At 53.1% G+C, this 23,390-nt stretch carries 26 protein-coding genes; 20 read left to right on the top strand and 6 right to left on the bottom strand.

All coding sequences use genetic code 11. The features are described from left to right. Nucleotides 1-55: 55 nt before the first annotated feature. The gene (locus L3068_RS06035) at nt 56-538 is read right to left on the bottom strand and encodes a zinc ribbon-containing protein (RefSeq protein ID WP_014882999.1); all 483 of its coding nucleotides are present in this window, start codon (nt 536-538) and stop codon (nt 56-58) included. A gap of 214 nt (nt 539-752) precedes the next feature. Between L3068_RS06035 and leuS the strand changes: the two genes are divergently transcribed. The 14 genes from leuS to lipA all read left to right on the top strand — a co-directional run bounded on the left by leuS (nt 753) and on the right by lipA (nt 15,708). After that, complete coding sequence (leuS, locus tag L3068_RS06030; RefSeq protein ID WP_023338167.1) at nt 753-3,335, top strand: leucine--tRNA ligase; 2,583 nt, start codon at nt 753-755, stop codon at nt 3,333-3,335. A gap of 14 nt (nt 3,336-3,349) precedes the next feature. Then, the gene (lptE, locus tag L3068_RS06025; protein WP_014882997.1) at nt 3,350-3,919 is read left to right on the top strand and encodes an LPS assembly lipoprotein LptE; all 570 of its coding nucleotides are present in this window, start codon (nt 3,350-3,352) and stop codon (nt 3,917-3,919) included. After that, on the top strand, nt 3,919-4,950 hold the full coding sequence (gene holA / locus L3068_RS06020) for a DNA polymerase III subunit delta (protein WP_023332393.1): 1,032 nt from the start codon (nt 3,919-3,921) through the stop codon (nt 4,948-4,950). Before lptE ends, holA begins: the two co-directional genes overlap by 1 nt. Beyond that, nucleotides 4,943-5,608, top strand: a complete 666-nt coding sequence (nadD, locus tag L3068_RS06015; protein WP_032645220.1) for a nicotinate-nucleotide adenylyltransferase — start codon at nt 4,943-4,945, stop codon at nt 5,606-5,608. The genes holA and nadD overlap by 8 nt, the downstream gene beginning before the upstream one ends. Nucleotides 5,609-5,876: 268 nt before the next feature. Continuing rightward, complete coding sequence (gene rsfS / locus L3068_RS06010) at nt 5,877-6,194, top strand: ribosome silencing factor (protein ID WP_003858696.1); 318 nt, start codon at nt 5,877-5,879, stop codon at nt 6,192-6,194. Between the two features lie 3 nt (nt 6,195-6,197). Beyond that, nucleotides 6,198-6,665, top strand: a complete 468-nt coding sequence (gene rlmH / locus L3068_RS06005; RefSeq protein ID WP_003858701.1) for a 23S rRNA (pseudouridine(1915)-N(3))-methyltransferase RlmH — start codon at nt 6,198-6,200, stop codon at nt 6,663-6,665. A 28-nt stretch (nt 6,666-6,693) separates the two neighbouring features. Beyond that, nucleotides 6,694-8,595: a peptidoglycan DD-transpeptidase MrdA gene (gene mrdA, locus L3068_RS06000; protein ID WP_014882994.1), complete on the top strand. Its 1,902-nt coding sequence runs from the start codon at nt 6,694-6,696 to the stop codon at nt 8,593-8,595. A gap of 2 nt (nt 8,596-8,597) precedes the next feature. Beyond that, nucleotides 8,598-9,710, top strand: coding sequence for a peptidoglycan glycosyltransferase MrdB (gene mrdB / locus L3068_RS05995; RefSeq protein WP_014882993.1), 1,113 nt, complete (start codon nt 8,598-8,600; stop codon nt 9,708-9,710). Between the two features lie 16 nt (nt 9,711-9,726). Continuing rightward, nucleotides 9,727-10,833 carry an endolytic peptidoglycan transglycosylase RlpA gene (gene rlpA, locus L3068_RS05990; protein ID WP_047344399.1) on the top strand — a complete coding sequence of 369 codons (1,107 nt, stop codon included), beginning with the start codon at nt 9,727-9,729 and terminating at the stop codon, nt 10,831-10,833. A gap of 139 nt (nt 10,834-10,972) precedes the next feature. Next, on the top strand, nt 10,973-12,184 hold the full coding sequence (dacA, locus tag L3068_RS05985; protein WP_014882991.1) for a D-alanyl-D-alanine carboxypeptidase DacA: 1,212 nt from the start codon (nt 10,973-10,975) through the stop codon (nt 12,182-12,184). Between the two features lie 105 nt (nt 12,185-12,289). Then, nucleotides 12,290-12,553, top strand: coding sequence for a DUF493 family protein YbeD (gene ybeD / locus L3068_RS05980; protein ID WP_003858718.1), 264 nt, complete (start codon nt 12,290-12,292; stop codon nt 12,551-12,553). Between the two features lie 95 nt (nt 12,554-12,648). After that, a complete protein-coding gene (gene lipB / locus L3068_RS05975) occupies nt 12,649-13,290 on the top strand; it encodes a lipoyl(octanoyl) transferase LipB (protein WP_014882990.1) in 642 nt (213 codons plus the stop codon). 291 nt (nt 13,291-13,581) lie between these two features. Continuing rightward, on the top strand, nt 13,582-14,535 hold the full coding sequence (locus L3068_RS05970) for a YbeF family transcriptional regulator (RefSeq protein WP_014882989.1): 954 nt from the start codon (nt 13,582-13,584) through the stop codon (nt 14,533-14,535). A 207-nt stretch (nt 14,536-14,742) separates the two neighbouring features. Beyond that, nucleotides 14,743-15,708, top strand: a complete 966-nt coding sequence (lipA, locus tag L3068_RS05965; protein ID WP_008501032.1) for a lipoyl synthase — start codon at nt 14,743-14,745, stop codon at nt 15,706-15,708. Nucleotides 15,709-15,789: 81 nt separating this feature from the next. On the opposite strand, the gene tatE is transcribed toward lipA, so the two are convergent. After that, a complete protein-coding gene (gene tatE, locus L3068_RS05960) occupies nt 15,790-15,990 on the bottom strand; it encodes a twin-arginine translocase subunit TatE (RefSeq protein ID WP_014882988.1) in 201 nt (66 codons plus the stop codon). Between the two features lie 125 nt (nt 15,991-16,115). Further along, complete coding sequence (locus tag L3068_RS05955) at nt 16,116-16,904, bottom strand: deaminated glutathione amidase (protein WP_014882987.1); 789 nt, start codon at nt 16,902-16,904, stop codon at nt 16,116-16,118. Between the two features lie 67 nt (nt 16,905-16,971). Here L3068_RS05955 and crcB point away from each other — a divergent pair, with 67 nt between their 5' ends. Continuing rightward, nucleotides 16,972-17,355, top strand: coding sequence for a fluoride efflux transporter CrcB (gene crcB, locus L3068_RS05950; RefSeq protein ID WP_014882986.1), 384 nt, complete (start codon nt 16,972-16,974; stop codon nt 17,353-17,355). Nucleotides 17,356-17,574: 219 nt separating this feature from the next. Here the strand turns inward: crcB and cspE are convergent, their stop codons facing one another. Continuing rightward, complete coding sequence (gene cspE / locus L3068_RS05945) at nt 17,575-17,784, bottom strand: transcription antiterminator/RNA stability regulator CspE (protein WP_002439184.1); 210 nt, start codon at nt 17,782-17,784, stop codon at nt 17,575-17,577. A 190-nt stretch (nt 17,785-17,974) separates the two neighbouring features. After that, nucleotides 17,975-18,550 (bottom strand): lipid IV(A) palmitoyltransferase PagP, encoded by a 576-nt coding sequence (pagP, locus tag L3068_RS05940; RefSeq protein ID WP_014882985.1) that lies wholly within the window; start codon nt 18,548-18,550, stop codon nt 17,975-17,977. 432 nt (nt 18,551-18,982) lie between these two features. On the opposite strand from pagP, the gene dcuC reads away from it, so the two are divergent. Beyond that, a complete protein-coding gene (gene dcuC, locus L3068_RS05935) occupies nt 18,983-20,350 on the top strand; it encodes an anaerobic C4-dicarboxylate transporter DcuC (RefSeq protein WP_014882984.1) in 1,368 nt (455 codons plus the stop codon). Nucleotides 20,351-20,444: 94 nt separating this feature from the next. Beyond that, complete coding sequence (gene rna, locus L3068_RS05930) at nt 20,445-21,254, top strand: ribonuclease I (protein ID WP_032637201.1); 810 nt, start codon at nt 20,445-20,447, stop codon at nt 21,252-21,254. On the opposite strand, the gene L3068_RS05925 is transcribed toward rna, so the two are convergent. Beyond that, a complete protein-coding gene (locus tag L3068_RS05925) occupies nt 21,248-21,865 on the bottom strand; it encodes a flavin reductase family protein (RefSeq protein ID WP_023336911.1) in 618 nt (205 codons plus the stop codon). The genes rna and L3068_RS05925 overlap by 7 nt on opposite strands. 269 nt (nt 21,866-22,134) lie before the next feature. Between L3068_RS05925 and rnk the strand changes: the two genes are divergently transcribed. From rnk to uspG, 3 genes are all read left to right on the top strand, one after another. Next, nucleotides 22,135-22,545, top strand: coding sequence for a nucleoside diphosphate kinase regulator (gene rnk, locus L3068_RS05920; RefSeq protein ID WP_014882981.1), 411 nt, complete (start codon nt 22,135-22,137; stop codon nt 22,543-22,545). Between the two features lie 139 nt (nt 22,546-22,684). Continuing rightward, entirely contained in the window at nt 22,685-22,774 is a 90-nt protein-coding gene (gene yldA / locus L3068_RS25310) for a small membrane protein YldA (protein WP_350028918.1), read from the top strand. Nucleotides 22,775-22,923: 149 nt separating this feature from the next. Then, nucleotides 22,924-23,352, top strand: a complete 429-nt coding sequence (uspG, locus tag L3068_RS05915; protein WP_014882980.1) for a universal stress protein UspG — start codon at nt 22,924-22,926, stop codon at nt 23,350-23,352. The last annotated feature ends 38 nt before the right edge of the window (nt 23,353-23,390 follow it).

Raw genomic sequence — 23,390 nt, 5'->3', positions numbered from 1 at the left:
CGGGGAGAGGGAGCAAACACTAAAAACGGCAACAGGGTTGCCGTTTTGCTTTTACCTAGGGCTCAAACGGCCGGCGCTGGAACTGGTCGTGACCGCATTTCGGGCACAAGGGCAGCACCTCCGGCGTATACACCGCGATGTGGTGATGACATTTCTCACACACCAGATTTCCCAACCCTACCACTTCGCCGCTGTGGTACACACCGTGATGGTTCAAATCCTGAAACACCTCGCGCCACTCAAGCTGCGTTTTATCGGTGATATCCGCCAGCTCCTGCCACAGGCTCTCTTTGATCACCCGCATAAACACGCTGTCCGAGACCTCTTCCTGGCTCTCCTGATAGCTGCGCGCAAACTCTTCCAGGTCACGACGTACCGCACGCGTCACCTCTTCCACTTCGGTTCGCGTTAACTCACCCGTTTGCGTCACGCGGGCACGCGCCTGTTCGACCAGCGCATCAATATCACGCTCGCCGTTACGCAGCCGCTCCGTCAGTGTCGCCACCAGCTCGCGGTAAAATTGAGCAACCTTGTTCATCATTTTGCCTCCCGGGTAAGTAACTAACTCTAATAATAGACCTTATTTCACCGCCGCTTTGTCAGGTGAAGCACAGACCCGGTAAATTCCTGCAAAGTGCTTTTGTGCGAAAGGCTGTTTTGACGCGGACGTTTGGGCTATGCTATGCGGATCTGAATTACCACATCCATTGGCTACATTTGTAGCTGTATTAAAAACAGGACCACTGGCTGCCATGCAAGAGCAATACCGCCCGGAAGAGATAGAATCAAAAGTCCAGCAACACTGGGACGAGAAGCGCACCTTTGAAGTAACCGAAGACGAGAGCAAAGAGAAGTATTACTGCCTGTCGATGCTTCCCTATCCTTCTGGTCGACTACACATGGGCCACGTGCGTAACTACACCATTGGTGATGTGATCGCCCGTTACCAGCGTATGCTGGGCAAAAACGTGCTGCAGCCTATCGGCTGGGATGCGTTCGGCCTGCCGGCAGAAGGTGCAGCAGTAAAAAACAATACGGCACCGGCACCATGGACGTACGACAACATCGCGTACATGAAAAACCAGCTCAAAATGCTGGGCTTCGGCTATGACTGGAGCCGCGAGCTGGCGACCTGCACCCCGGAATATTACCGCTGGGAGCAGAAATTCTTCACTGAGCTGTACAAAAAAGGCCTGGTGTACAAGAAGACGTCTGCGGTTAACTGGTGCCCAAATGACCAGACCGTTCTGGCGAACGAGCAGGTTATCGACGGCTGCTGCTGGCGCTGTGACACCAAAGTTGAGCGTAAAGAGATCCCGCAGTGGTTTATCAAAATCACCGCTTACGCTGACGAACTGCTGAACGATCTGGATAAACTGGATCACTGGCCTGACACCGTTAAGACCATGCAGCGCAACTGGATCGGCCGTTCTGAAGGTGTGGAAATTACCTTCAACGTTGAGAACTACGACCAAACGCTGACCGTCTACACTACCCGTCCGGACACCTTTATGGGGGCGACCTATCTGGCCGTGGCCGCAGGTCACCCGCTGGCGCAGAAAGCGGCAGAGAACAATCCGGAACTGGCAACTTTCATCGACGAATGCCGCAACACCAAAGTGGCTGAAGCCGACATGGCGACGATGGAGAAAAAAGGCGTTGATACCGGCTTTAAAGCGATTCACCCGCTGACGGGTGAAGCTATTCCTGTCTGGGCGGCGAACTTTGTGCTGATGGAATACGGCACCGGTGCGGTGATGGCCGTTCCGGGACACGATCAGCGCGACTACGAGTTTGCCACCAAATATGGCCTGACCATTAAGCCGGTAATCCTGGCCGCAGACGGTTCTGAACCCGACCTGTCTGAGCAGGCATTGACCGAAAAAGGCACCCTGTTCAACTCCGGCGAATTTAGCGGACTGAGCTTCGAAGAGGGCTTCAATGCCATCGCTGACAAGCTGGCCTCGCTGGGCGTAGGTGAGCGTAAAGTCAACTTCCGTCTGCGCGACTGGGGCGTTTCCCGTCAGCGTTACTGGGGCGCGCCAATTCCAATGGTGACCCTTGAAGACGGCACCGTGATGCCGACGCCAGAAGATCAACTGCCGGTGATCCTGCCGGAAGATGTGGTCATGGACGGCATCACCAGCCCGATCAAAGCCGATCCTGAGTGGGCGAAAACCACCGTTAACGGCCAGCCTGCGCTGCGTGAAACCGACACCTTTGACACCTTTATGGAGTCTTCCTGGTATTACGCACGCTACACCTGTCCGCAGTATCAGGAAGGCATGCTGGATTCTGACGCGGCCAACTACTGGCTGCCGGTAGACATCTACATCGGTGGCATCGAACACGCCATCATGCACCTGCTCTACTTCCGCTTCTTCCATAAGCTGATGCGCGATGCTGGCATGGTGAATTCTGACGAACCAGCCAAACAGCTGCTGTGTCAGGGCATGGTGCTGGCTGATGCCTTCTACTACGTTGGCGCGAACGGCGAGCGTAACTGGGTGTCTCCGGTGGACGCGATCGTAGAGCGCGACGAGAAAGGCCGTATCGTGAAGGCGACAGACGCTGAAGGTCATGAGCTGGTTTATACCGGCATGAGCAAGATGTCCAAGTCGAAAAACAACGGTATCGACCCGCAGGTGATGGTTGAGCGTTACGGTGCAGATACCGTGCGTCTGTTCATGATGTTTGCCTCTCCGGCTGACATGACGCTGGAGTGGCAGGAATCCGGTGTTGAAGGCGCGAACCGCTTCCTGAAACGCGTCTGGAAACTGGTTTACGAACATACCGCACAGGGTGATGCTCCGGCGCTGAACGCTGCTGCCCTGACGGAAGATCAGCAGGCGCTGCGTCGTGATGTTCATAAAACAATTGCAAAAGTCACCGATGATATTGGTCGTCGTCAGACCTTCAATACCGCAATTGCGGCTATTATGGAACTGATGAACAAGCTGGCGAAAGCCCCGCAGGATGGCGAGCAGGATCGTGCCTTAATGCGTGAAGCGCTGCTGGCCGTCGTTCGCATGCTGAACCCGTTCACGCCACACGTCAGCTTTACTCTGTGGCAGGAACTGAAAGGCGAAGGCGATATCGACAACGCGCCGTGGCCGGTTGCGGACGAAGCAGCAATGGTGGAAAACACCACGCTGGTGGTAGTCCAGGTCAACGGCAAAGTGCGCGGTAAAATTACCGTGGCGGTCGACGCAACCGAAGAACAGGTTCGCGAGCGTGCAGGCCAGGAACCTCTGGTCGCGAAATATCTTGAGGGCGTTACCGTACGTAAAGTGATCTACGTACCCGGTAAACTGCTCAATCTGGTCGTTGGCTAAGCGCGGGAGGAAACGTGCGACAACTGGCAACAATACTCTTATCACTGGCGGTGCTTGTCACCGCTGGCTGTGGCTGGCACCTGCGCAATACCACGGCAGTGCCTGCTGAGATGAAAACGATGATTTTCGACTCATCAGATCCGAATGGCCCATTCAGCCGGGCAGTTCGTAACCAGCTGCGCCTGAACGGTGTTGAACTCATTGAGAAAGACACGCTGCGCCAGGATGTACCGTCTCTCCGCGTTCTGGGGACGACCCTGAGCAAAGATACAGCGTCTATCTTCCAGGATGGCCGTACCGCAGAGTATCAGATGGTAATGACTGTTAACGCAGCCGTGCTGATCCCGGGTAAAGACATCTATCCGATCAGCACAAAAGTGTACCGTTCGTTCTTTGATAACCCGCAAACGGCGCTGGCGAAAGATGCCGAACAGCAGATTATCATCAACGAAATGTACGACAAGGCAGCGGAACAGCTGATCCGTAAACTGCCAGGTATTGCCGCGTCGACAAAAGAAGGCTCTGACATTATTGAAAAACCGGATGCCAGTACGCCCCCGGTTTCTACCTCTATGGGTAACTGATGATCAGGCTGTATCCTGAACAACTCCGCGCGCAGCTCAATGAAGGGCTGCGCGCGGCGTATCTGCTGCTTGGAAACGATCCCTTACTGCTGCAGGAAAGCCTGGATGCCGTGCGACATACTGCAGGTGCTCAGGGCTTTGATGAACACCATACCGTCCAGGTGGATAACAATACCGACTGGGACGCCCTCTTCTCACTCTGTCAGGCGATGAGCCTTTTCGCGTCGCGTCAGACAATTCAGATCCTGCTGCCGGAAAACGGCCCTAACGCGGCCATCAATGAGCAGCTTGCCACTCTGGTGAGCCTGCTACACAGCGATCTGCTGTTAATTGTCCGCGGCAATAAGCTCACCAAAGCGCAGGAAAATGCCGCGTGGTTCACTCAACTGGCGACCCACGCGGTGCTGGTTACCTGTCAGACACCTGAGCAGGCGCATCTGCCAAAATGGGTGGCCGCAAGAGCAAAGCAGAACAACCTTCAGCTGGATGATGCGGCAAATCAACTGCTCTGCTACTGCTATGAGGGTAACCTCCTGGCGCTGGCACAGGCGCTGGACAGACTCTCTCTGCTCTGGCCGGATGGCAAACTGACACTCCCCCGCGTCGAGCAGGCCGTTAATGACGCCGCGCACTTCACGCCGTTCCACTGGGTGGATGCATTGCTGGCCGCGAAAAGTAAACGCGCCCTGCATATCCTTCAGCAGCTGCGCCTGGAAGGCAGCGAGCCCGTTATTCTGCTGCGTACGCTGCAGCGTGAACTGTTGCTGCTGATTACGCTCAAGCGACAGTCTGCCCATACGCCGCTGCGCGCGCTGTTTGATAAACACCGGGTATGGCAAAATCGCCGCGCAATGACCACCGAGGCCGTCAACCGCCTGAGCCATGAACAGCTTCGTCAGGCCGTGCAGCTTCTGATGCGCGCTGAGCTCACCTTAAAACAAGATTACGGCCAGTCGGTCTGGGCGGAGCTGGAAAGCCTTTCCCTGCTGCTCTGCCACAAGGCGCTGGCTGACGTATTTATTGATGGATAGTATGCATTCTTTACAGGCCCTGTATGGCGGCACCTTTGACCCGGTACACTACGGGCATCTTAAGCCGGTGGAAATTCTGGCGAATTTGATCGGCCTGCAGCGCGTCACCATTATGCCCAATAACGTTCCGCCGCACCGCCCTCAGCCTGAGGCAACCAGCGAGCAGCGAAAAGAGATGCTAACGCTTGCCATTGCGGATAAACCGCTTTTCAGGCTTGATGAGCGGGAATTGCGTCGCGACACCCCCTCGTGGACGTCGCAAACGCTGCAGGAGTGGCGAGCTGAGCAAGGGCCTGACCAGCCGCTGGCGTTTATCATTGGTCAGGATTCTCTGCTCAACTTTCCTGGGTGGCACAAGTATGAAACCATTCTGGAGAACAGCCACCTGCTCGTTTGCCGCCGCCCAGGCTATCCGCTGACCATGCGTGAAGAGCAGTATCAGCAGTGGCTTGAAGACCATCTTACCGATAACGTAGAGGATCTTCACAACCAGCCCGCCGGGAAGATTTATCTGGCGGAAACCCCGTGGTTCGATATCTCCGCCACCCTTATTCGTGAGCGTTTACAACACGGTTTAACGTGTGACGATCTGCTGCCTGCCCCGGTGCTGGCGTATATTCATACGCACGGGTTGTATCAGAAAAGCGCAGATGTTTAGTCAGGCGTCATAAAAAGCGGCTTATTGATTCTCCTGCCTTGACAGGTTAAGCCATACTGTTATCCTCCGCTGCCAGACTTTCCCGCCAGTCATTGCTTTACAGAAATTGTTTTACAAAAATGGCGATGCAATCTCTGGCGGAGGGTGGGATGATACCCGCCTTCAAAATCCCGGCCGGTGACATTTGTCCCGACAAGGGCGCCAGTTCAGGTATACTGTCTGGCTACAAATTCATAGTTGCACCATCTTATTCACCCAGGGGGAAAACTTGCAGGGTAAAGCACTCCAGGATTTTGTTATCGACAAAATTGATGACCTGAAAGGTCAGGACATCATCGCTATCGACGTTAAGGGTAAATCCAGTATCACCGACTGCATGATTATCTGCACCGGGACGTCTACGCGTCATGTTGTTTCGATTGCCGACCATGTGGTTCAGGAATCGCGTGCAGCAGGACTGTTACCGCTTGGCGTTGAAGGTGAAGCGACCGCTGACTGGGTGGTGGTTGACCTCGGCGATGTGATTGTCCATGTCATGCAGGAAGAGAGCCGTCGCCTGTATGAGCTGGAAAAACTCTGGGGTTAATGCGTGAAGTTGCAGCTGGTCGCCGTCGGCACCAAAATGCCGGACTGGGTACAAACCGGTTTTACTGAATATCTGCGTCGTTTTCCAAAAGACATGCCGTTCGAACTGGTGGAGATACCTGCCGGGAAGCGCGGTAAGAACGCGGATATTAAACGTATTCTCGATAAAGAGGGCGAACTGATGCTGGCTGCCGCTGGCAAGAACCGCATCGTCACCCTCGATATTCCGGGTAAACCCTGGGATACGCCGCAGCTGGCGCACGAACTGGAGCGCTGGAAGCAGGATGGCCGTGACGTTAGTCTGCTGATTGGCGGACCTGAAGGGTTGTCCCCTGCCTGCAAAGCGGCAGCAGAACAAAGTTGGTCTCTCTCCGCGCTGACGCTGCCCCACCCGCTCGTTCGGGTCCTGGTGGCAGAAAGTCTGTATCGCGCGTGGAGCATTACTACCAACCACCCCTATCACCGCGAGTAATGACTGACCAGGGTAGATTAAGCAGCGGATGAAACTACAGAATTCTTTTCGCGACTATACGGCTGAGTCCGCGCTGTTTGTGCGCAGGGCACTGGTCGCCTTTACGGGGATTTTGCTGCTTACCGGCGTGCTGATCGCCAACCTTTATAATCTGCAAATCGTCCGCTTTACCGATTACCAGACGCGTTCAAACGAAAACCGCATCAAGCTGGTGCCTATCGCGCCCAGCCGCGGCATTATCTACGACCGTAACGGCACCCCTCTGGCGCTAAACCGCACCATCTATCAAATCGAGATGATGCCAGAAAAGGTCGATAATGTTCAGGACACGCTGGAGGCGCTAAGAAGCGTTGTCGATCTCAACGATGACGATATCGCAGCCTTCAAAAAAGAGCGCGCCCGTTCCCACCGCTTTACCTCCATTCCGGTGAAAACCAATCTGACGGAAGTTCAGGTGGCCCGTTTTGCGGTGAACCAGTACCGCTTCCCCGGCGTGGAAGTGAAGGGTTACAAACGTCGCTACTATCCTTACGGCTCCGCGCTGACGCACGTTATTGGCTACGTTTCCAAGATTAACGACAAAGACGTTGACCGCCTTGATAAAGACGGCAAGCTGGCGAACTATGCCGCGACGCACGATATCGGCAAGCTCGGGATCGAACGCTACTACGAAGATGTCCTGCATGGACAGACCGGCTATGAAGAGGTTGAGGTTAACAATCGTGGCCGCGTCATTCGACAGCTGAAAGAAGTTCCGCCTCAGGCGGGGCATGACGTCTATCTGACGCTCGACCTCAAACTGCAGCAGTATATTGAAACCCTGCTGGCGGGCAGTCGCGCCGCCGTCGTGGTCACCGATCCGCGTACCGGGGGAATTCTGGCTATGGTGTCCATGCCTAGCTATGATCCGAACCTTTTTGTTGACGGCATCTCCAGTAAAGACTATTCCGGCCTGCTGAATGATCCCAATACGCCGCTGGTAAACCGCGCCACGCAAGGCGTTTACCCGCCGGCATCTACGGTGAAACCGTATGTGGCGGTCTCGGCGCTGAGTGCGGGTGTCATCAACCGTAATACCAGCCTGTTTGACCCGGGCTGGTGGCAGCTACCCGGGTCTGAAAAACGCTATCGCGACTGGAAAAAATGGGGCCACGGCCATCTGAACGTGACCAAATCTCTGGAAGAGTCAGCGGATACCTTCTTCTATCAGGTCGCCTATGACATGGGGATTGACCGCCTGTCAGAATGGATGAGCAAGTTCGGCTACGGGCACTACACCGGCGTCGACCTTTCAGAGGAGCGATCCGGCAACATGCCGACGCGCGAGTGGAAGCTGAAGCGCTTTAAGAAGCCGTGGTATCAGGGTGATACCATTCCGGTGGGTATCGGCCAGGGCTACTGGACCGCAACGCCGATTCAGATGAACAAAGCGATGATGATCCTCATTAACGATGGCGTGGTCAAAGTCCCGCATCTGCTGCAAAGCACCGTTGAAGACGGCAAAAAGGTGCCGTGGGTACAGCCCCATGAAGCGCCCGTGGGTGACATTCATTCCGGCTTCTGGGAAATCGCGAAAGACGGTATGTACGGCGTAGCAAACCGTCCGAACGGTACCGCGCACAAATATTTCGCCGGAACGCCGTATAAAGTGGCTGCAAAATCCGGTACGGCGCAGGTCTTTGGCCTGAAAGCCAACGAAACCTACAACGCACACCGCATTGCTGAACGTCTGCGTGACCATAAGCTCATGACGGCATTTGCCCCTTACGATAACCCGCAGGTGGCGGTGGCGATGATTCTGGAAAACGGCGGCGCTGGCCCGGCGGTAGGGACCATCATGCGCCAAATCCTCGACCACATTATGCTGGGTGATAACAACACCGAACTGCCGGCTGAAAACCCGGCCGCCGCTGCGGCGGAGGACCAATAATCATGACGGATAATCCAAACAAAAAATCGTTGTGGGATAAAATCCACATCGACCCAGCCATGCTGCTGATCCTGTTGGCTCTGCTGGTTTACAGCGCCCTGGTTATCTGGAGCGCCAGTGGTCAGGACATCGGTATGATGGAACGCAAAATCGGCCAGATCGCGATGGGTCTGGTCATCATGGTGGTGATGGCGCAGATCCCACCGCGCGTCTATGAAGGCTGGGCGCCCTATCTCTATATCTTCTGTATTATTTTGCTGGTGGCAGTAGACGCGTTCGGCGCCATCTCAAAAGGGGCGCAGCGCTGGCTGGATCTGGGCGTTGTTCGTTTCCAGCCCTCGGAGATTGCCAAAATTGCCGTCCCCCTGATGGTGGCGCGCTTTATCAACCGTGATGTCTGTCCGCCGTCGCTGAAAAACACCGCGATCGCGCTGGTGCTGATCTTCCTGCCGACGCTGCTGGTTGCTGCGCAGCCTGACCTCGGCACCTCGATCCTTATCGCGCTCTCCGGTCTGTTTGTCCTTTTCCTGTCGGGCTTAAGCTGGCGTCTGATTGGTATCGCTGTGGTGCTGATTGCGGCGTTTATCCCTATCCTCTGGTTCTTCCTGATGCATGATTACCAGCGCCAGCGCGTTATGATGCTTCTCGACCCGGAAACTGACCCGCTCGGTGCGGGCTATCATATTATTCAGTCCAAGATTGCGATTGGCTCCGGCGGCCTGCGCGGTAAAGGCTGGTTGCACGGTACCCAGTCGCAGCTGGAATTTTTACCGGAACGTCACACCGACTTTATCTTTGCGGTACTGGCTGAAGAGCTGGGGCTGGTTGGTATCCTGATTTTGCTCGCGCTCTACGTGCTGCTGATCATGCGAGGATTGTGGATTGCCGCCCGGGCGCAAACCACCTTCGGCCGCGTCATGGCAGGCGGATTGATGCTGATTTTATTCGTTTATGTCTTCGTAAATATTGGTATGGTGAGTGGTATTCTGCCGGTAGTAGGCGTACCGCTGCCGCTGGTCAGTTACGGAGGCTCGGCACTGATCGTGTTGATGGCCGGGTTTGGGATCGTGATGTCGATCCATACCCACAGAAAAATGTTGTCAAAAAGCGTTTAAAAATAAGGGGATCGGAATGCGTAAGCAGTGGCTGGGGATCTGCATCGCGGCAAGTTTACTTGCGGCCTGCACAAGTGATGATGGTCAGCAACAGGCAACCGTCGCGCCGCCGCAGCCTGCGGTGTGTAATGGTCCGATCGTTGAAATCAGTGGGGCCGATCCCGTTTATGAACCGCTGAATGCCAGCGCGAATCAGGATTACGAGCGCGACGGCAAAAGCTACAAAATCGTGCAGGACCCTTCCCGCTTCAGCCAGGCGGGCTTTGCTGCCATTTATGATGCAGAACCGGGCAGTAACCTCACGGCATCCGGTGAAACATTTGACCCCATGCAGCTCACTGCCGCGCACCCAACGCTGCCGATTCCAAGCTACGCGCGTATCACTAACCTGGCTAATGGTCGCATGATCGTCGTGCGTATTAATGACCGTGGTCCGTATGGTAATGACCGGGTGATTTCTCTGTCCCGCGCGTCTGCCGATCGCCTGAACACGTCGAACAACACCAAAGTTCGCATTGACCCGATTATCGTGGCGCAGGATGGCTCGATGTCCGGGCCGGGTACCGCCTGTACGACGGTGGCGAAGCAGACCTATGCCCTGCCAGACCGCCCAAATCTTGACGGCGGAATGGGTAGCGTCTCTTCTCCGGCTGAGCCTTCTCAGCCGGCGGGAGAAATACGTCCAATCAGCAATGATACGCTGCAAAGCGATGATTCCACTGGCGCACCGGTAAAAAGTAGCGGCTTTTTAGGCGCACCGACGACCTTAGCGACGGGCGTGCTGGAAGGCAGTGAGCCGACGCCAGCCCCGGTTGCGGCTCCGGTGACGCAGCCAGCGCCGGTAACAGCGCCAGCGACCACGAAAAGCGCGGCAGCCGCTGCGCCAGCAGCAGCCAGCGGCGGCTTTGTCGTTCAGGTGGGGGCAGTGAGCGATCAGGCCCGAGCCCAGCAGTATCAACAGCGTCTGAGCCAGCAGTTTGGCGTACCTGGACGCGTTGAGCAGAACGGCGCGGTCTGGCGTATTCAGATGGGACCTTTTGCCAGTAAATCGCAGGCAGCGTCTCTGCAACAGCGTTTGCAGAGCGAAGCACAACTGCAGTCCTTCGTCACTGTTGCAAAATAATTAATCGGCGGTATCCGAAATGTCAGTTTGTGTAAAACGCATTCACAAACTCATGCTTAAAGTCGGATGCCTGCCTGAATAGCATTTGCTATAGTAAGGCACTTTTTTTAATTCCATCACGGATGTCGTAGTTCTGACCATGAAGACCACTTTTTCTGCTCGTTTTGTGCAGCGCATGGCGCTGACCACGGCCCTTTGCGCAGCAGCACTCTCTGCTGCTCATGCCGATGACCTGAATATCAAGACCATGATCCCTGGCGTTCCGCAAATCGACGCGGAATCCTACATCCTGATCGATTACAACTCTGGCAAAGTTTTGGCAGAACAGAACGCCGATGCCCGCCGTGACCCGGCCAGCCTGACCAAAATGATGACCAGCTATGTTATCGGCCAGGCCATGAAAGCCGGTAAATTCAAAGAAACGGATCTGGTCACCATTGGTAACGATGCGTGGGCAACCGGGAACCCTGTGTTCAAAGGTTCTTCTCTGATGTTCCTGAAGCCCGGTATGCAGGTTCCAGTTTCCCAGTTAATCCGGGGTATTAACCTGCAGTCAGGTAACGATGCCTGCGTAGCAATGGCTGATTTCGCCGCCGGTAGCCAGGATGCCTTCGTCGGTCTGATGAACAGCTACGTCACCGCGCTGGGTCTGAAAAACAGCCATTTCCAGACCGTACACGGCCTGGATGCAGACGGTCAGTACAGCTCCGCACGTGATATGGCACTGATTGGTCAAGCCCTGATCCGCGACGTACCGAACGAATACTCCATCTATAAAGAGAAAGAGTTTACCTTCAACGGTATTCGTCAGACCAACCGTAACGGCCTGCTGTGGGATAACAGCCTGAACGTTGACGGTATCAAAACAGGTCATACCGATAAAGCCGGTTACAACCTGGTGGCCTCTGCCACTGAAGGTCAGATGCGTCTGATCTCTGCCGTGATGGGCGGTCGTACCTTTAAAGGTCGTGAAACCGAAAGCAAGAAACTGCTGACCTGGGGCTTCCGTTTCTTCGAAACCGTGAATCCGCTGAAAGCAGGCAAAGAGTTCGCGTCTGAGCCAGTGTGGTTCGGCGACAACGACCGTGCTTCCCTCGGCGTTGATAAAGATCTGTACCTGACCATTCCTCGCGGTCGTATGAAGGATCTGAAGGCCAGCTACGTCCTGAACAGCACCGAACTGCATGCCCCGCTGCAGAAAAATCAGGTCGTGGGTACCATCAACTTCCAGCTGGATGGCAAGACTATCGATCAGCGTCCGCTGGTTGTTCTGCAGGAAATTCCTGAAGGCAATTTCTTCGGCAAAATCATTGATTACATTAAATTGATGTTCCATCACTGGTTTGGCTAAAAATCGAACACTTGAAAGTGTGATTTTGATCCCCATATACTAAGTATCCTGATAACTCCCACCTGACGTGGGAGTTATTCTTTTTGACGTTACGCCGGAGCTGACATGAAAACCAAACTTAACGAACTGCTTGAATTCCCTACCCCATTTACCTACAAAGTAATGGGTCTGGCGAAACCTGAGCTGGTTGATCAGGTGGTTGAAGTGGTACAGCGCCATGCGCCCGGTGATTACTCTCCGTCAGTAAAACCAAGCAGCAAGGGCAACTACCACTCGGTTTCTATTACTATCACCGCGACCCATATCGAACAGGTTGAGACGCTCTACGAAGAACTCGGCAATATCGAAATTGTGCGTATGGTGCTGTAGTCCCTTTGCGGTTACCCGGCTTACCGGGTAACCCCTCTCCCCCGCTGTGATATACTCCCCCTCATCATTGGTTCCTCGTCTTCGGAGACGCTGTTTTGTATCAGGATAAAATTCTGGTCCGTCATCTCGGGCTGCAACCTTATGAGCCTGTCTCCCAGGCTATGCATGACTTCACCGATTCACGCGATGACACGACCCCTGATGAAATTTGGCTGGTTGAACACCTGCCGGTATTTACCCAGGGTCAGGCCGGTAAAGCGGAACATTTATTAATGACGGGCGATATCCCGGTGATCCAGAGCGATCGGGGTGGACAAGTGACTTATCACGGCCCGGGCCAGCAGGTGATGTACGTCCTGCTTAATCTGAAGCGCAGAAAGCTTGGCGTGCGTGAGCTGGTGACGTTGCTGGAACAAACCGTCGTCAACACGCTGGCGGAATATGGTATTGACGCGCATCCGCGGGCCGATGCTCCAGGCGTCTACGTTGGCGAAATGAAGATCTGCTCGCTGGGGCTACGTATTCGTAAAGGCTGTTCCTTCCATGGTCTGGCGTTGAATATTAATATGGATCTGACGCCTTTCCAGCGCATAAATCCCTGCGGCTACGCCGGTATGGAAATGACGCAGATGCGCCAGTGGGTAGATACCGCCACGCCAGATAATATACGCCCTGTTCTTCTGAAGAATGTGTTAGCGCTACTTAACAATCCACCGCATGAATATATCCCTGCTTAATATATCATACAGGGGAGCCCGTTAATTTGACGGGCAACTATTTATTTACCGCTTTTACGCTTTACAATAATCCGCAGATTCTATATTTTCGAAGCGCCCGAATATTGCCGTTACATATTATTTAGCCTCCGGACAGCACGGCATACACAGGCTAAGTAACGTGAGTGATAATCACACAACTGTTTGTTTTTGATAAACAAGTGAAACAAAACCAACACTTTACGAATCTCTACAAGCATAATAAATAAATTCAACTATCATTCATGTTGTGAATGTATACGGAGTGAAAGCGTGGAGTCTACTAATTTACCAGCCAAACGACTGAATGAACCCGGTGGCGAAGACAAGCCACAAATTTTTCGGACTTTACGTAATATTGATCTCAATTTACTGACTATTTTTGAGGCAGTATATGTCCATAAGGGTATCGTTAACGCTGCGAAAATTCTTAATCTCACGCCATCGGCAATAAGTCAGTCGATTCAAAAGCTACGCGCTATATTTCCTGACCCGTTATTTATCCGTAAAGGCCAGGGCGTCACGCCGACGGCCTATGCGACCCACCTCCACGAATACATCAGCCAGGGGCTGGAGTCGATTCTGGGTGCGCTGGATTTAACCGGGAGCTATGACAAACAAAGAACGATCACCATCGGCTGCTCTCCTTCAGTGGGCGTGCTGGTCATGCCCGCCATCTACCAGGCCGTGAAAGAGCATGCTCCCCAGCTTCTGCTGCGCAATGTGCCACTCAACGAACCTGACGTTCAGCTTGCCCAGTTCCAGACGGATCTGGTTATTGAGAGCGGCAGCTTCAGCGCCAGAGCGCTGGGGCAAAACGTGCTTTATGCCGATAATCTGGTTTTGGTTTGCCGCCAGCAGCATCCCGCGCTCAGCGAGCCGTTAACCATTGAGAACCTGCGCAATTACGACCACTCGTCTTTCATGACCGAAGGGCAGTCCAACCATGGTCTGCGCCAGCGCATTGATGAAATTTTCCCGGAACGTCAGATCAGTTTCAGCAGTTACAATATGTTTACCACCGCCTCCCTGATTGGCAGCAGCGATATGCTGTGCATCATGCCTTCACGCCTGTATCACCTGCTGCGGAAATGCTGGTCGCTGGAGAGTATTCCGCTCAGCCAGCTCAATGCGGAATCTATCGAGATTTCACTGCATTACAACAAACTCAGTTTGCGCGATCCGGTACTGGAAAACGTCATCCGCATTATCCGTCAGGCCTTCTGACAGCGAGTGTCAGCACAAGCCCCTGCCACAAGCAGGGCGAAAGGCACAAAACAACAACTATTTTACAAATTGGCGACGTGGCAGGCTGCTTTCATGGCCGTTTCAATGATATACTGCCTGTCGTTCGTTCAAAAATAGTTGATAAATACAACATTCCCTTGAATTGAAACGCTTTCCTTCGATATTCGCAACTGGAACACGCACGCTATGAGTAAACCCATTGTGATGGAACGCGGTGTTAAATACCGCGATGCCGATAAAATGGCCCTTATCCCGGTTAAAAACGTGGCTACCGAGCGCGAGGCGCTGTTAAGAAAACCGGAATGGATGAAAATCAAACTTCCGGCTGACTCTTCGCGTATCCAGGGGATCAAAGCGGCGATGCGCAAGAATGGCCTTCACTCCGTCTGTGAAGAAGCGTCTTGCCCTAACCTTGCTGAATGTTTCAATCACGGCACCGCGACGTTTATGATTCTGGGTGCCATCTGTACCCGCCGCTGCCCATTCTGTGACGTTGCTCATGGCCGCCCAGTCGCGCCCGATGCTAACGAGCCGCAAAAACTGGCGCAAACCATCGCTGACATGGCGCTGCGTTATGTGGTCATCACATCCGTTGACCGTGACGATCTGCGCGATGGTGGAGCTCAGCACTTCGCTGACTGCATTACTGCTATTCGCGAGAAAAGCCCGAACATTAAAATCGAGACGCTGGTTCCTGACTTCCGCGGCCGTATGGACCGTGCGCTGGACATCCTGACCGCGACGCCGCCAGATGTGTTTAACCACAACCTGGAGAACGTGCCGCGTCTTTATCGTCAGGTACGACCGGGTGCGGATTACAACTGGTCTCTGAAGCTGCTGGAGCGCTTTAAAGAAGCCCATCCGCATATCCCTACCAAGTCAGGTCTGATGGTCGGTCTGGGTGAAACTAATGACGAAATCATCGAAGTGATGCGCGATCTGCGCCGCCACGGTGTGACCATGCTGACGCTGGGCCAGTATCTGCAGCCAAGCCGTCACCATCTGCCGGTACAGCGCTACGTTAGCCCGGATGAGTTTGATGAGATGAAAGCCGAAGCGCTGGCGATGGGCTTTACCCACGCAGCATGCGGTCCGTTTGTTCGCTCTTCTTACCATGCTGATATGCAGGCAAAAGGCGAAGAAGTCAAATAGTGCTGTAATATCCATTTACAGTAATGCAAAAAAACCGGCCTGATGAGCCGGTTTTTTTTCGCAAGCCCTCAGGCATTGCTATTACTCTTTGTGAGAAAGCTTCTCTGCCGGGATGTCCTCAGCGCTTTTCTTCGCGGCTGCATCATCGTCGTTCATCGCTTTCTTAAAGCCTTTGATGGCAGCCCCCAGGTCACCACCCAGCGTGCGTAACTTCTTGGTACCAAACAGCAGGACGACCAGTGCAGCAACCACCAGCAGTTTGGTAATACTAATCTCACCCATAGATACCTTCTTTACATAAAACAGGCTGCATTCAGCGCCAAAACCTGACTGTATTAACGGTCATTTGGCGCGTGCACACAATAGCAATCTGTAACAAGGTGAATCAAGCATTGTTGAAAAAAACATCACATTAATTGCGGTGGCGCAAAGCGTCGGTTACGAAGAACAGGTAATTGCTGACGCGCAAGCGCAATTCTTTCTAAAAATATCTCCGTCATCAGCAGCACCGGCGCTTCCGCTGCTGCGGCAACCGTGACTCCCAGTGGATCAACCACCCTGCTCTGCCCGATATTTTTATTGCCACACTCCCCGGAAGCAACGACATAGCAGGTCGTGTCCAGCGCGCGCGCCGCAAGCAGCGTTGCCCAATGCTGCTCTTTCAGCGGTCCCTTAACCCATGCAGCAGGCAATACCAGCACGTCTGCCCCTTGCAGAGCCAGATGCAATGCCAGCTCAGGAAAACGCAGGTCGTAGCAGGTCATTAACCCAACCTTAAACCCGTCAATATCAATTAACGGCGCAACGCGGTCTCCAGGGTCAACACGCCGTGACTCCTGAATGCTGAACGCATCATAAAGATGAAGCTTGGCATAGCGCGCGATAATCACGCCATCACGGATAGCCACCAGCGTATTTACGGCGCGCCCCGGCGCTGAAGGAACGTGCACTGTTAAGATGGTCGTCATCGCGTTACCCACGCTCTCGGTGAGCAACGGCTGTAAAAAGTCGCCATCAAGCGGCTGCGCGGACTTCACGGACAGATCCGGGTCATTATCATCCCTTGCCAGCAGCGCTTCCGGGAGAACCAACAGCGACGCGCCCTTCTGCCGGGCCTGTGTCATCAGGTTCACGCATTGTAGTGCATTAACCTGCCAGTCAGGCGTGACTGCAAACTGCCCTACCGCCACATACATATTTGTCCCCTCATCATAAACAGCGTTAAACTCGCTACTCTTACACATCAAATAGCAGGTATTTAGCGTGTTACAACTCCTTTTGGCTGTTTTTATTGGTGGAGGCACAGGGAGCGTTGCGAGATGGTTCCTGAGTATGCGGTTTAACCCCCTGCACCAGGCGATTCCCATGGGGACACTGGCTGCCAACCTGATTGGTGCATTTATCATTGGTATGGGGCTGGCCTGGTTTAACCGGATGACGCACATCGATCCCATGTGGAAGGTCCTGATTACCACCGGGTTCTGTGGCGGTTTAACGACTTTCTCAACCTTTTCTGCGGAAACGGTTTTTCTCTTTCAGGAAGGCCGTATCGGCTGGGCGCTGGTGAATATCGCGATCAACATGCTTGGATCCTTCGCGATGACGGGGATCGCATTTTGGCTATTTTCCTCAGTAAGCACGCATTAACCGCCGGGGCGTTAATGTTGGCTTAATTTTTCTCTGTCACTCTGGAGGCCATACTGAACGAGGGTGACAGAATGAAACAGAATCTGATGAGCGCAGGAATGGTGTTGTTGAGCGTACTGATCGTTGCCAGCTTCCTGAAAATGTACCTGCTTGGCTGATTCATAACGAAAAAAACCCGCTCAATGAGCGGGTTTTGAAATTCTTGCTGACGCGTCTGAATTACAGAGCGATTACGTTAGCAGCAGAAGGGCCTTTGGCACCGTTAGTGATTTCGAACTCTACGCGCTGACCTTCAGCCAGAGTTTTGAAACCATTAGACTGGATTGCAGAGAAGTGTACGAACACATCTTTGCTGCCATCTTCAGGAGTAATGAAACCGAATCCTTTGGACTCATTAAACCACTTAACGTTACCTTTAATCTTAGACATCAAAATTACCTTTACATTAAAAAACGACACAAATGCTGTGTCGGTTACCAGTACAACAATTGTGGGACCTTTTGTCCAGCGGATCTTTGACAAAAAGTGACTAAAGTCGCGTTAATTTTCACTGGCAGATTTTTATCGCTTAGGAATCAATGCCTGCGCGTTTTTTCACCAGCTGGTAACCTTTTTTCAGTCAAAACTGAAAACGCATCCAGGCGAAGTAAACGTTACCGTTGTTGTACGTCCCGGGGATGTAGGTCATCTGGAACGTTGCCGGGCCATAGCCAATCGAGGCCAAAGGCAGCAGCACGGGGATCGGAATGTAGTTCCAGTTATCACGCGCCGTCACTCCTGCGGTATAGCCTAACCCGACGTGGAAATTCTCGTCCGCCAGCGGGCGCCACGTTTTCTCCCAGCCGTAACCCCCAATCGGTTCCCATTTATTAAACGAGTCTTTAAAGGCCATCAGATAGATGCCGTGCCAGTTTCCTTTCTCATCCCAGCGTGACTGACCAAAACCAGCCCCCCACGGGCGCTCGTTGTATTTATCTGTTTTCTCTTTGTCATAAGCAAAGCGCGCATGCCACGTTATTGCCGGTACATAGAGATCATAATGTTCAGGTGCTGACCAGGTCTGCGAAACATTATCCGTAAAAGTAGAGAACCAGCCTTTATTCGTCGCGTTGTCTTCTGCCTGTGCAACAGATGAAAACGTTAACTGACCAAAAATAAACAATAAAAGAGAGAAAAAAGTATTACGTAAGCTCACAATGCAATTACCATTCTTAATATTCGAAGCAAAGTTTACCACACAATAGTTGAACCATGTCTTAACGGCATCAGCACTACTCCTAAATATCAGGCCTCTTTTCGGGAATATTCTTAAGGCAGCGTTCAGGCTGGCCCAAATAAACCTACAATATGTATGACTATAACATTTTCATCCATCCCGATTAACAGGCCGAAAAACACATAATTTTAACATTTTGTTATCATTAAAGAGACATGCTACGCTGTTTCTGGCGGTCAACTTCCTGATGACATAAATGCCTGGGCCATGGCAAAAACGCTGTGATACTGTTCTTTAGTCGTCTATTTATTGATTTTAATCAGCAAGGACAGGCCATTAATTCGGCACATTTTCATCCTTCTTATTTTATTAATTTTTTTCTACCTCAGGGCACAGGATACAGGGGAAACCATGCTTACGTTTATCGAACTCCTTATTGGGGTCGTCGTCATTGTCGGTGTAGCCCGCTACATCATTAAAGGGTACTCAGCCACGGGCGTTTTATTTGTTGGCGGCTTAACTCTCCTGATTGTCAGCGCATTAATGGGGCATCAGGTATTACCTGCCAGCGCAGCCAGCACGGGTTATACTGCCACGGATATTGTTGAATATATTAAAATACTGCTCATGAGCCGTGGCGGCGATCTCGGTATGATGATCATGATGCTGTGCGGTTTTGCCGCCTACATGACCCATATCGGCGCTAATGACATGGTGGTTAAGCTTGCCTCGAAACCCCTGCAGTATATTAACTCCCCGTATCTGTTAATGGTTGCCGCCTATTTCCTCGCCTGTCTGATGTCGCTGGCCGTTTCATCGGCCACCGGTCTTGGCGTACTGTTAATGGCCACGCTGTTCCCGGTGATGGTGAACGTGGGCATCAGCCGCGGTGCAGCGGCAGCCATTTGCGCATCACCGGCCGCCATTATTCTTTCCCCAACCTCTGGCGACGTTGTGCTGGCCGCCAAAGCAGCCGAGATGTCGCTGATCGACTTCGCCTTTAAGACCACGCTGCCGATCTCGATTGTCGCCATTGTGGGAATGGGGGTCGCGCATTTCTTCTGGCAGCGCTATCTCGATAAAAAAGAGAACATCAGCCATGAGATGATGGATGTCAGCGAAATCACCACCACCGCTCCAGCGTTCTACGCCATTCTGCCGTTCACACCGATTATCGGCGTGCTGATTTTTGACGGCAAATGGGGTCCACAGCTGCACATTATTACTATTCTGGTCATCTGTATGCTGCTGGCTGCCGTGCTGGAATTCGTGCGCGGTTTCAACACGCAAAAAGTCTTCTCCGGCCTGGAAGTAGCGTATCGTGGAATGGCGGATGCCTTCGCGGGCGTGGTGATGCTGTTGGTTGCGGCAGGCGTGTTTGCCCAGGGTCTGAGCACTATTGGCTTTATCCAGAGCCTGATCTCCATCGCCACGTCGTTTGGCTCAGCCAGTATTATCCTGATGCTGGTGCTGGTCGTTCTGACCATGCTGGCGGCGATGACCACCGGTTCTGGTAACGCGCCGTTTTACGCTTTCGTTGAGATGATCCCTAAGCTGGCTCACTCCTCTGGCATCAACCCGGCTTACCTGTCTATTCCGATGCTTCAGGCCTCAAACCTGGGTCGCACCATCTCTCCTGTTTCAGGCGTGGTCGTTGCGGTTGCCGGTATGGCAAAAATCTCTCCGTTTGAGGTCGTCAAACGCACGTCAGTCCCGGTGCTGGTTGGCCTGATCATCGTCATTATTGCCACCGAAGTGCTGGTTCCCGGCGCTGCCTAAGTAAAATTCCTGATTTCCAAAAAGCGCCTGCTGGCGCTTTTTGTGCTTTAATAACTCCCAAAAATTAATCGAGCACAACCAATCAGGAAATCACATGTTCAGGAAGGATATCGTTATCTCGTCTGGCGCAGTTGCGCTTGCACTCAGTGTCTTCTCCGCACAGGCAGAACCGCTCAACGCTACGCAATATGGCGATTTCGATCGCTATGTACTGGCGCTGTCCTGGCAAACCGGGTTTTGTCAAAGCATGGTTGAGCGTAACCGCAATGAACCGGATGAATGTCGTCTGCAAAAAGAGAGCGAAAATAAAGCCGATTTTCTGACCGTCCACGGGTTATGGCCTGGTCTGCCGAAATCGATAGCGGCACGAGGCGTGGATGAACGTCGATGGATGCGATTTGGTTGTGCCACGCGTCCCATCCCGAATATGCCAGAAGCAAAGGCCAGCCGCAAATGTGCTGCTGCCGAAACCGGGCTGTCGCTTTCCGGTGCGGCAAAACTTAATGAGGTGATGCCAGGCGCGGGCGGAAACTCCTGCCTGGAACGGTACGAATACGCCAAGCATGGCGTCTGTTTTGGTTTTGATCCCGATGCCTATTTCGGCACCATGGTGAGAATGAATCAGGAAATGAAAAACAGTGCCGTCGGTCAATTCCTCGCGGCTAACTACGGTAAAGCCGTCAGTCGTCGTGATTTTGACAACGCCATTGCCAAAAGCTGGGGCAAAGAAAACATCAAAGCCTTTAAGCTGACCTGCAATGGCAACCCGGCGTATCTCACTGAGATGCAGATTTCGCTGAAAGCAGACACCATTAACCAACCGCTTTCCGCAACGTCCTTTGCCCCGCAGCCACATCCTGGTAACTGCGGAAAACAATTTGTCATTGATAAAGCCGGTTACTGACCCACCACCGGGCGCACCATATCGAACCGGTGTTCATCACTGATCCCATAGTACGCCGTCGGCCCACCCGCTCGCAGGATGGGCTGCGCTTTCGCCGTCTGGTATATCCCCTCTTCCAGTAGCGTTTCCGCTATATGGATCCCCACCACTTCACCCAGCACCAGCCAGGTATCAACCGGGGTGCCATCGGCTCCGGTAAGCTGAATGCACTGAGAAAGGCGGCACTCAAAATTGACCGGGCTTTCCGCCACACGAGGAGCACTCACCAGTTGGCTTGCGGCGGGGGTTAATCCTGCAAAGGTAAATTCATCCCGATCGTGAGGAAGCGTAGCCGAGGTTTGATTCATGGCATGTGCGAGATCGCGCGTCGCCAGATTCCAGACAAACTCCTTTGTCTCGTGAATATTTCGCACGCTGTCTTTCCAGCCGTTGCTGGAAAAGCCGATGATCGGCGGGCGATAGTTAAAACAGTTAAAGAAGCTATACGGCGCGAGATTCAACTGACCGGCCCGATCGCAAGAGGAGATCCAGCCAATCGGACGGGGACCAATAATGGCGTTCAGCGGGTCATGCGGCAGGCCGTGCCCCTGAGACGGTTGATAGAAATACATAGTGCTCTCTCGTTGATGGGGCAGACACGCATAATGCTTCGCGCAACACCCGGGTTCAGGATACTCAGCGTAACGCAATCCGCCTGGAATTAAGACTGAAAAAATTTCAGCGAAAATTCATAAGGGACATCAATGTGACCTTCATCACTTCAAACTTGAGCGTTCAGCCAGTATCATCGGGTAAGTTAAACCCTCGCTGCCAGACGGCGAGGGTTTTCTTTTGGATTGGTTTCTGCGTTAGACGCAGCATTAACGACATGGAGTAAAAAATGTCCAGACCCACCATTATCATCAATGAACTCGACGCAGAACGTATCGACCGATTGCTGGAAAAAGCCGAATTCGCCTCACTTCCGGTGGCCGATGCCCTGAATGAGGAACTCGACCGCGCGCAGATGTGCACACCTGAGTCAATGCCGCATGACGTGGTCACCATGAACAGCCGGGTAAAATTCCGCAACCTGACCACCGGTGAAGAGCTGACCCGTACGCTGGTTTATCCGGCTCAGATGACTGACAGCAGCGCGCAGCTTTCGGTTCTTGCCCCTGTCGGCGCCGCACTGCTGGGACTGCGCACAGGAGATACCATCCACTGGGATTTACCGGGCGGGGCCTCCACTCATCTGGAAGTGCTGGAGCTGCTCTACCAGCCAGAAGCTGCGGGCGATTACCTGCGTTAATCCTTTCTGAACAAGCGCCCACCCGCTTTGCACAGAGGATGCACCCGCATCCTCTTTCCGCAAATTCACCTGATTTTCCTATATCACCCTTATTCCCCTTAATACACGCTTAATCTGTTTTGGTGCCGTGGGGACGGTCATGGGTGAGATAGTGGTTATCACATTCATTTTTTTACTTTTTGTGGCCATCATCGTCTCGGCTGTGCTTTACCTTGAACGCCACTGGTGAACGCTCACGTCACCGCTCTGCCCCGCACGCTGCGCAATGATTTTTTTCGCGGCATCACGATCGTCATCAAAATTGACGGAGTGATTACAGAATCCATAACTATTTTGTGGTTGAATGATTTCAGCGTTTATAAACAAGGAGAAACGGGTATGTATCAGAGAATCATTATGCCGGTTGATGTTTTTGAAATGGAACTGAGTGACAAAGCAGTGCGTCACGCGGAATTTCTCGCACAGCAGGACGGTATTATTCACCTTTTACATGTCTTGCCGGGCTCCGCCAGCCTGAGTCTGCACCGCTTTGCCGCCGATGTGCGTCGCTTCGAAGAGCACTTACAGCACGAAGCCGAGACGCGCCTGCAAACCATGGTCGGGCATTTCAGCATCGACCCGTCGCGCATCAAAACCCACGTCCGGTTCGGTAGCGTACGCGATGCCGTCAATGAACTGGCCGCGGAGCTGAATGCAGACGTGGTGGTGATCGGTTCACGCAATCCTTCCATCACCACTCACCTGCTAGGTTCAAACGCCTCCAGCGTGATCCGCCATACCCACATTCCGGTGATGGTGGTCCGTTAACTGCCCATAAAAAACCCCGCTTGCGCGGGGTTTTGTTT

Source organism: Enterobacter cloacae complex sp. ECL414 (genome assembly GCF_021869685.1).
GTDB classification, from domain to species: domain Bacteria; phylum Pseudomonadota; class Gammaproteobacteria; order Enterobacterales; family Enterobacteriaceae; genus Enterobacter; species Enterobacter kobei.
This window is presented reverse-complemented; position numbering and strand designations above follow the sequence as displayed.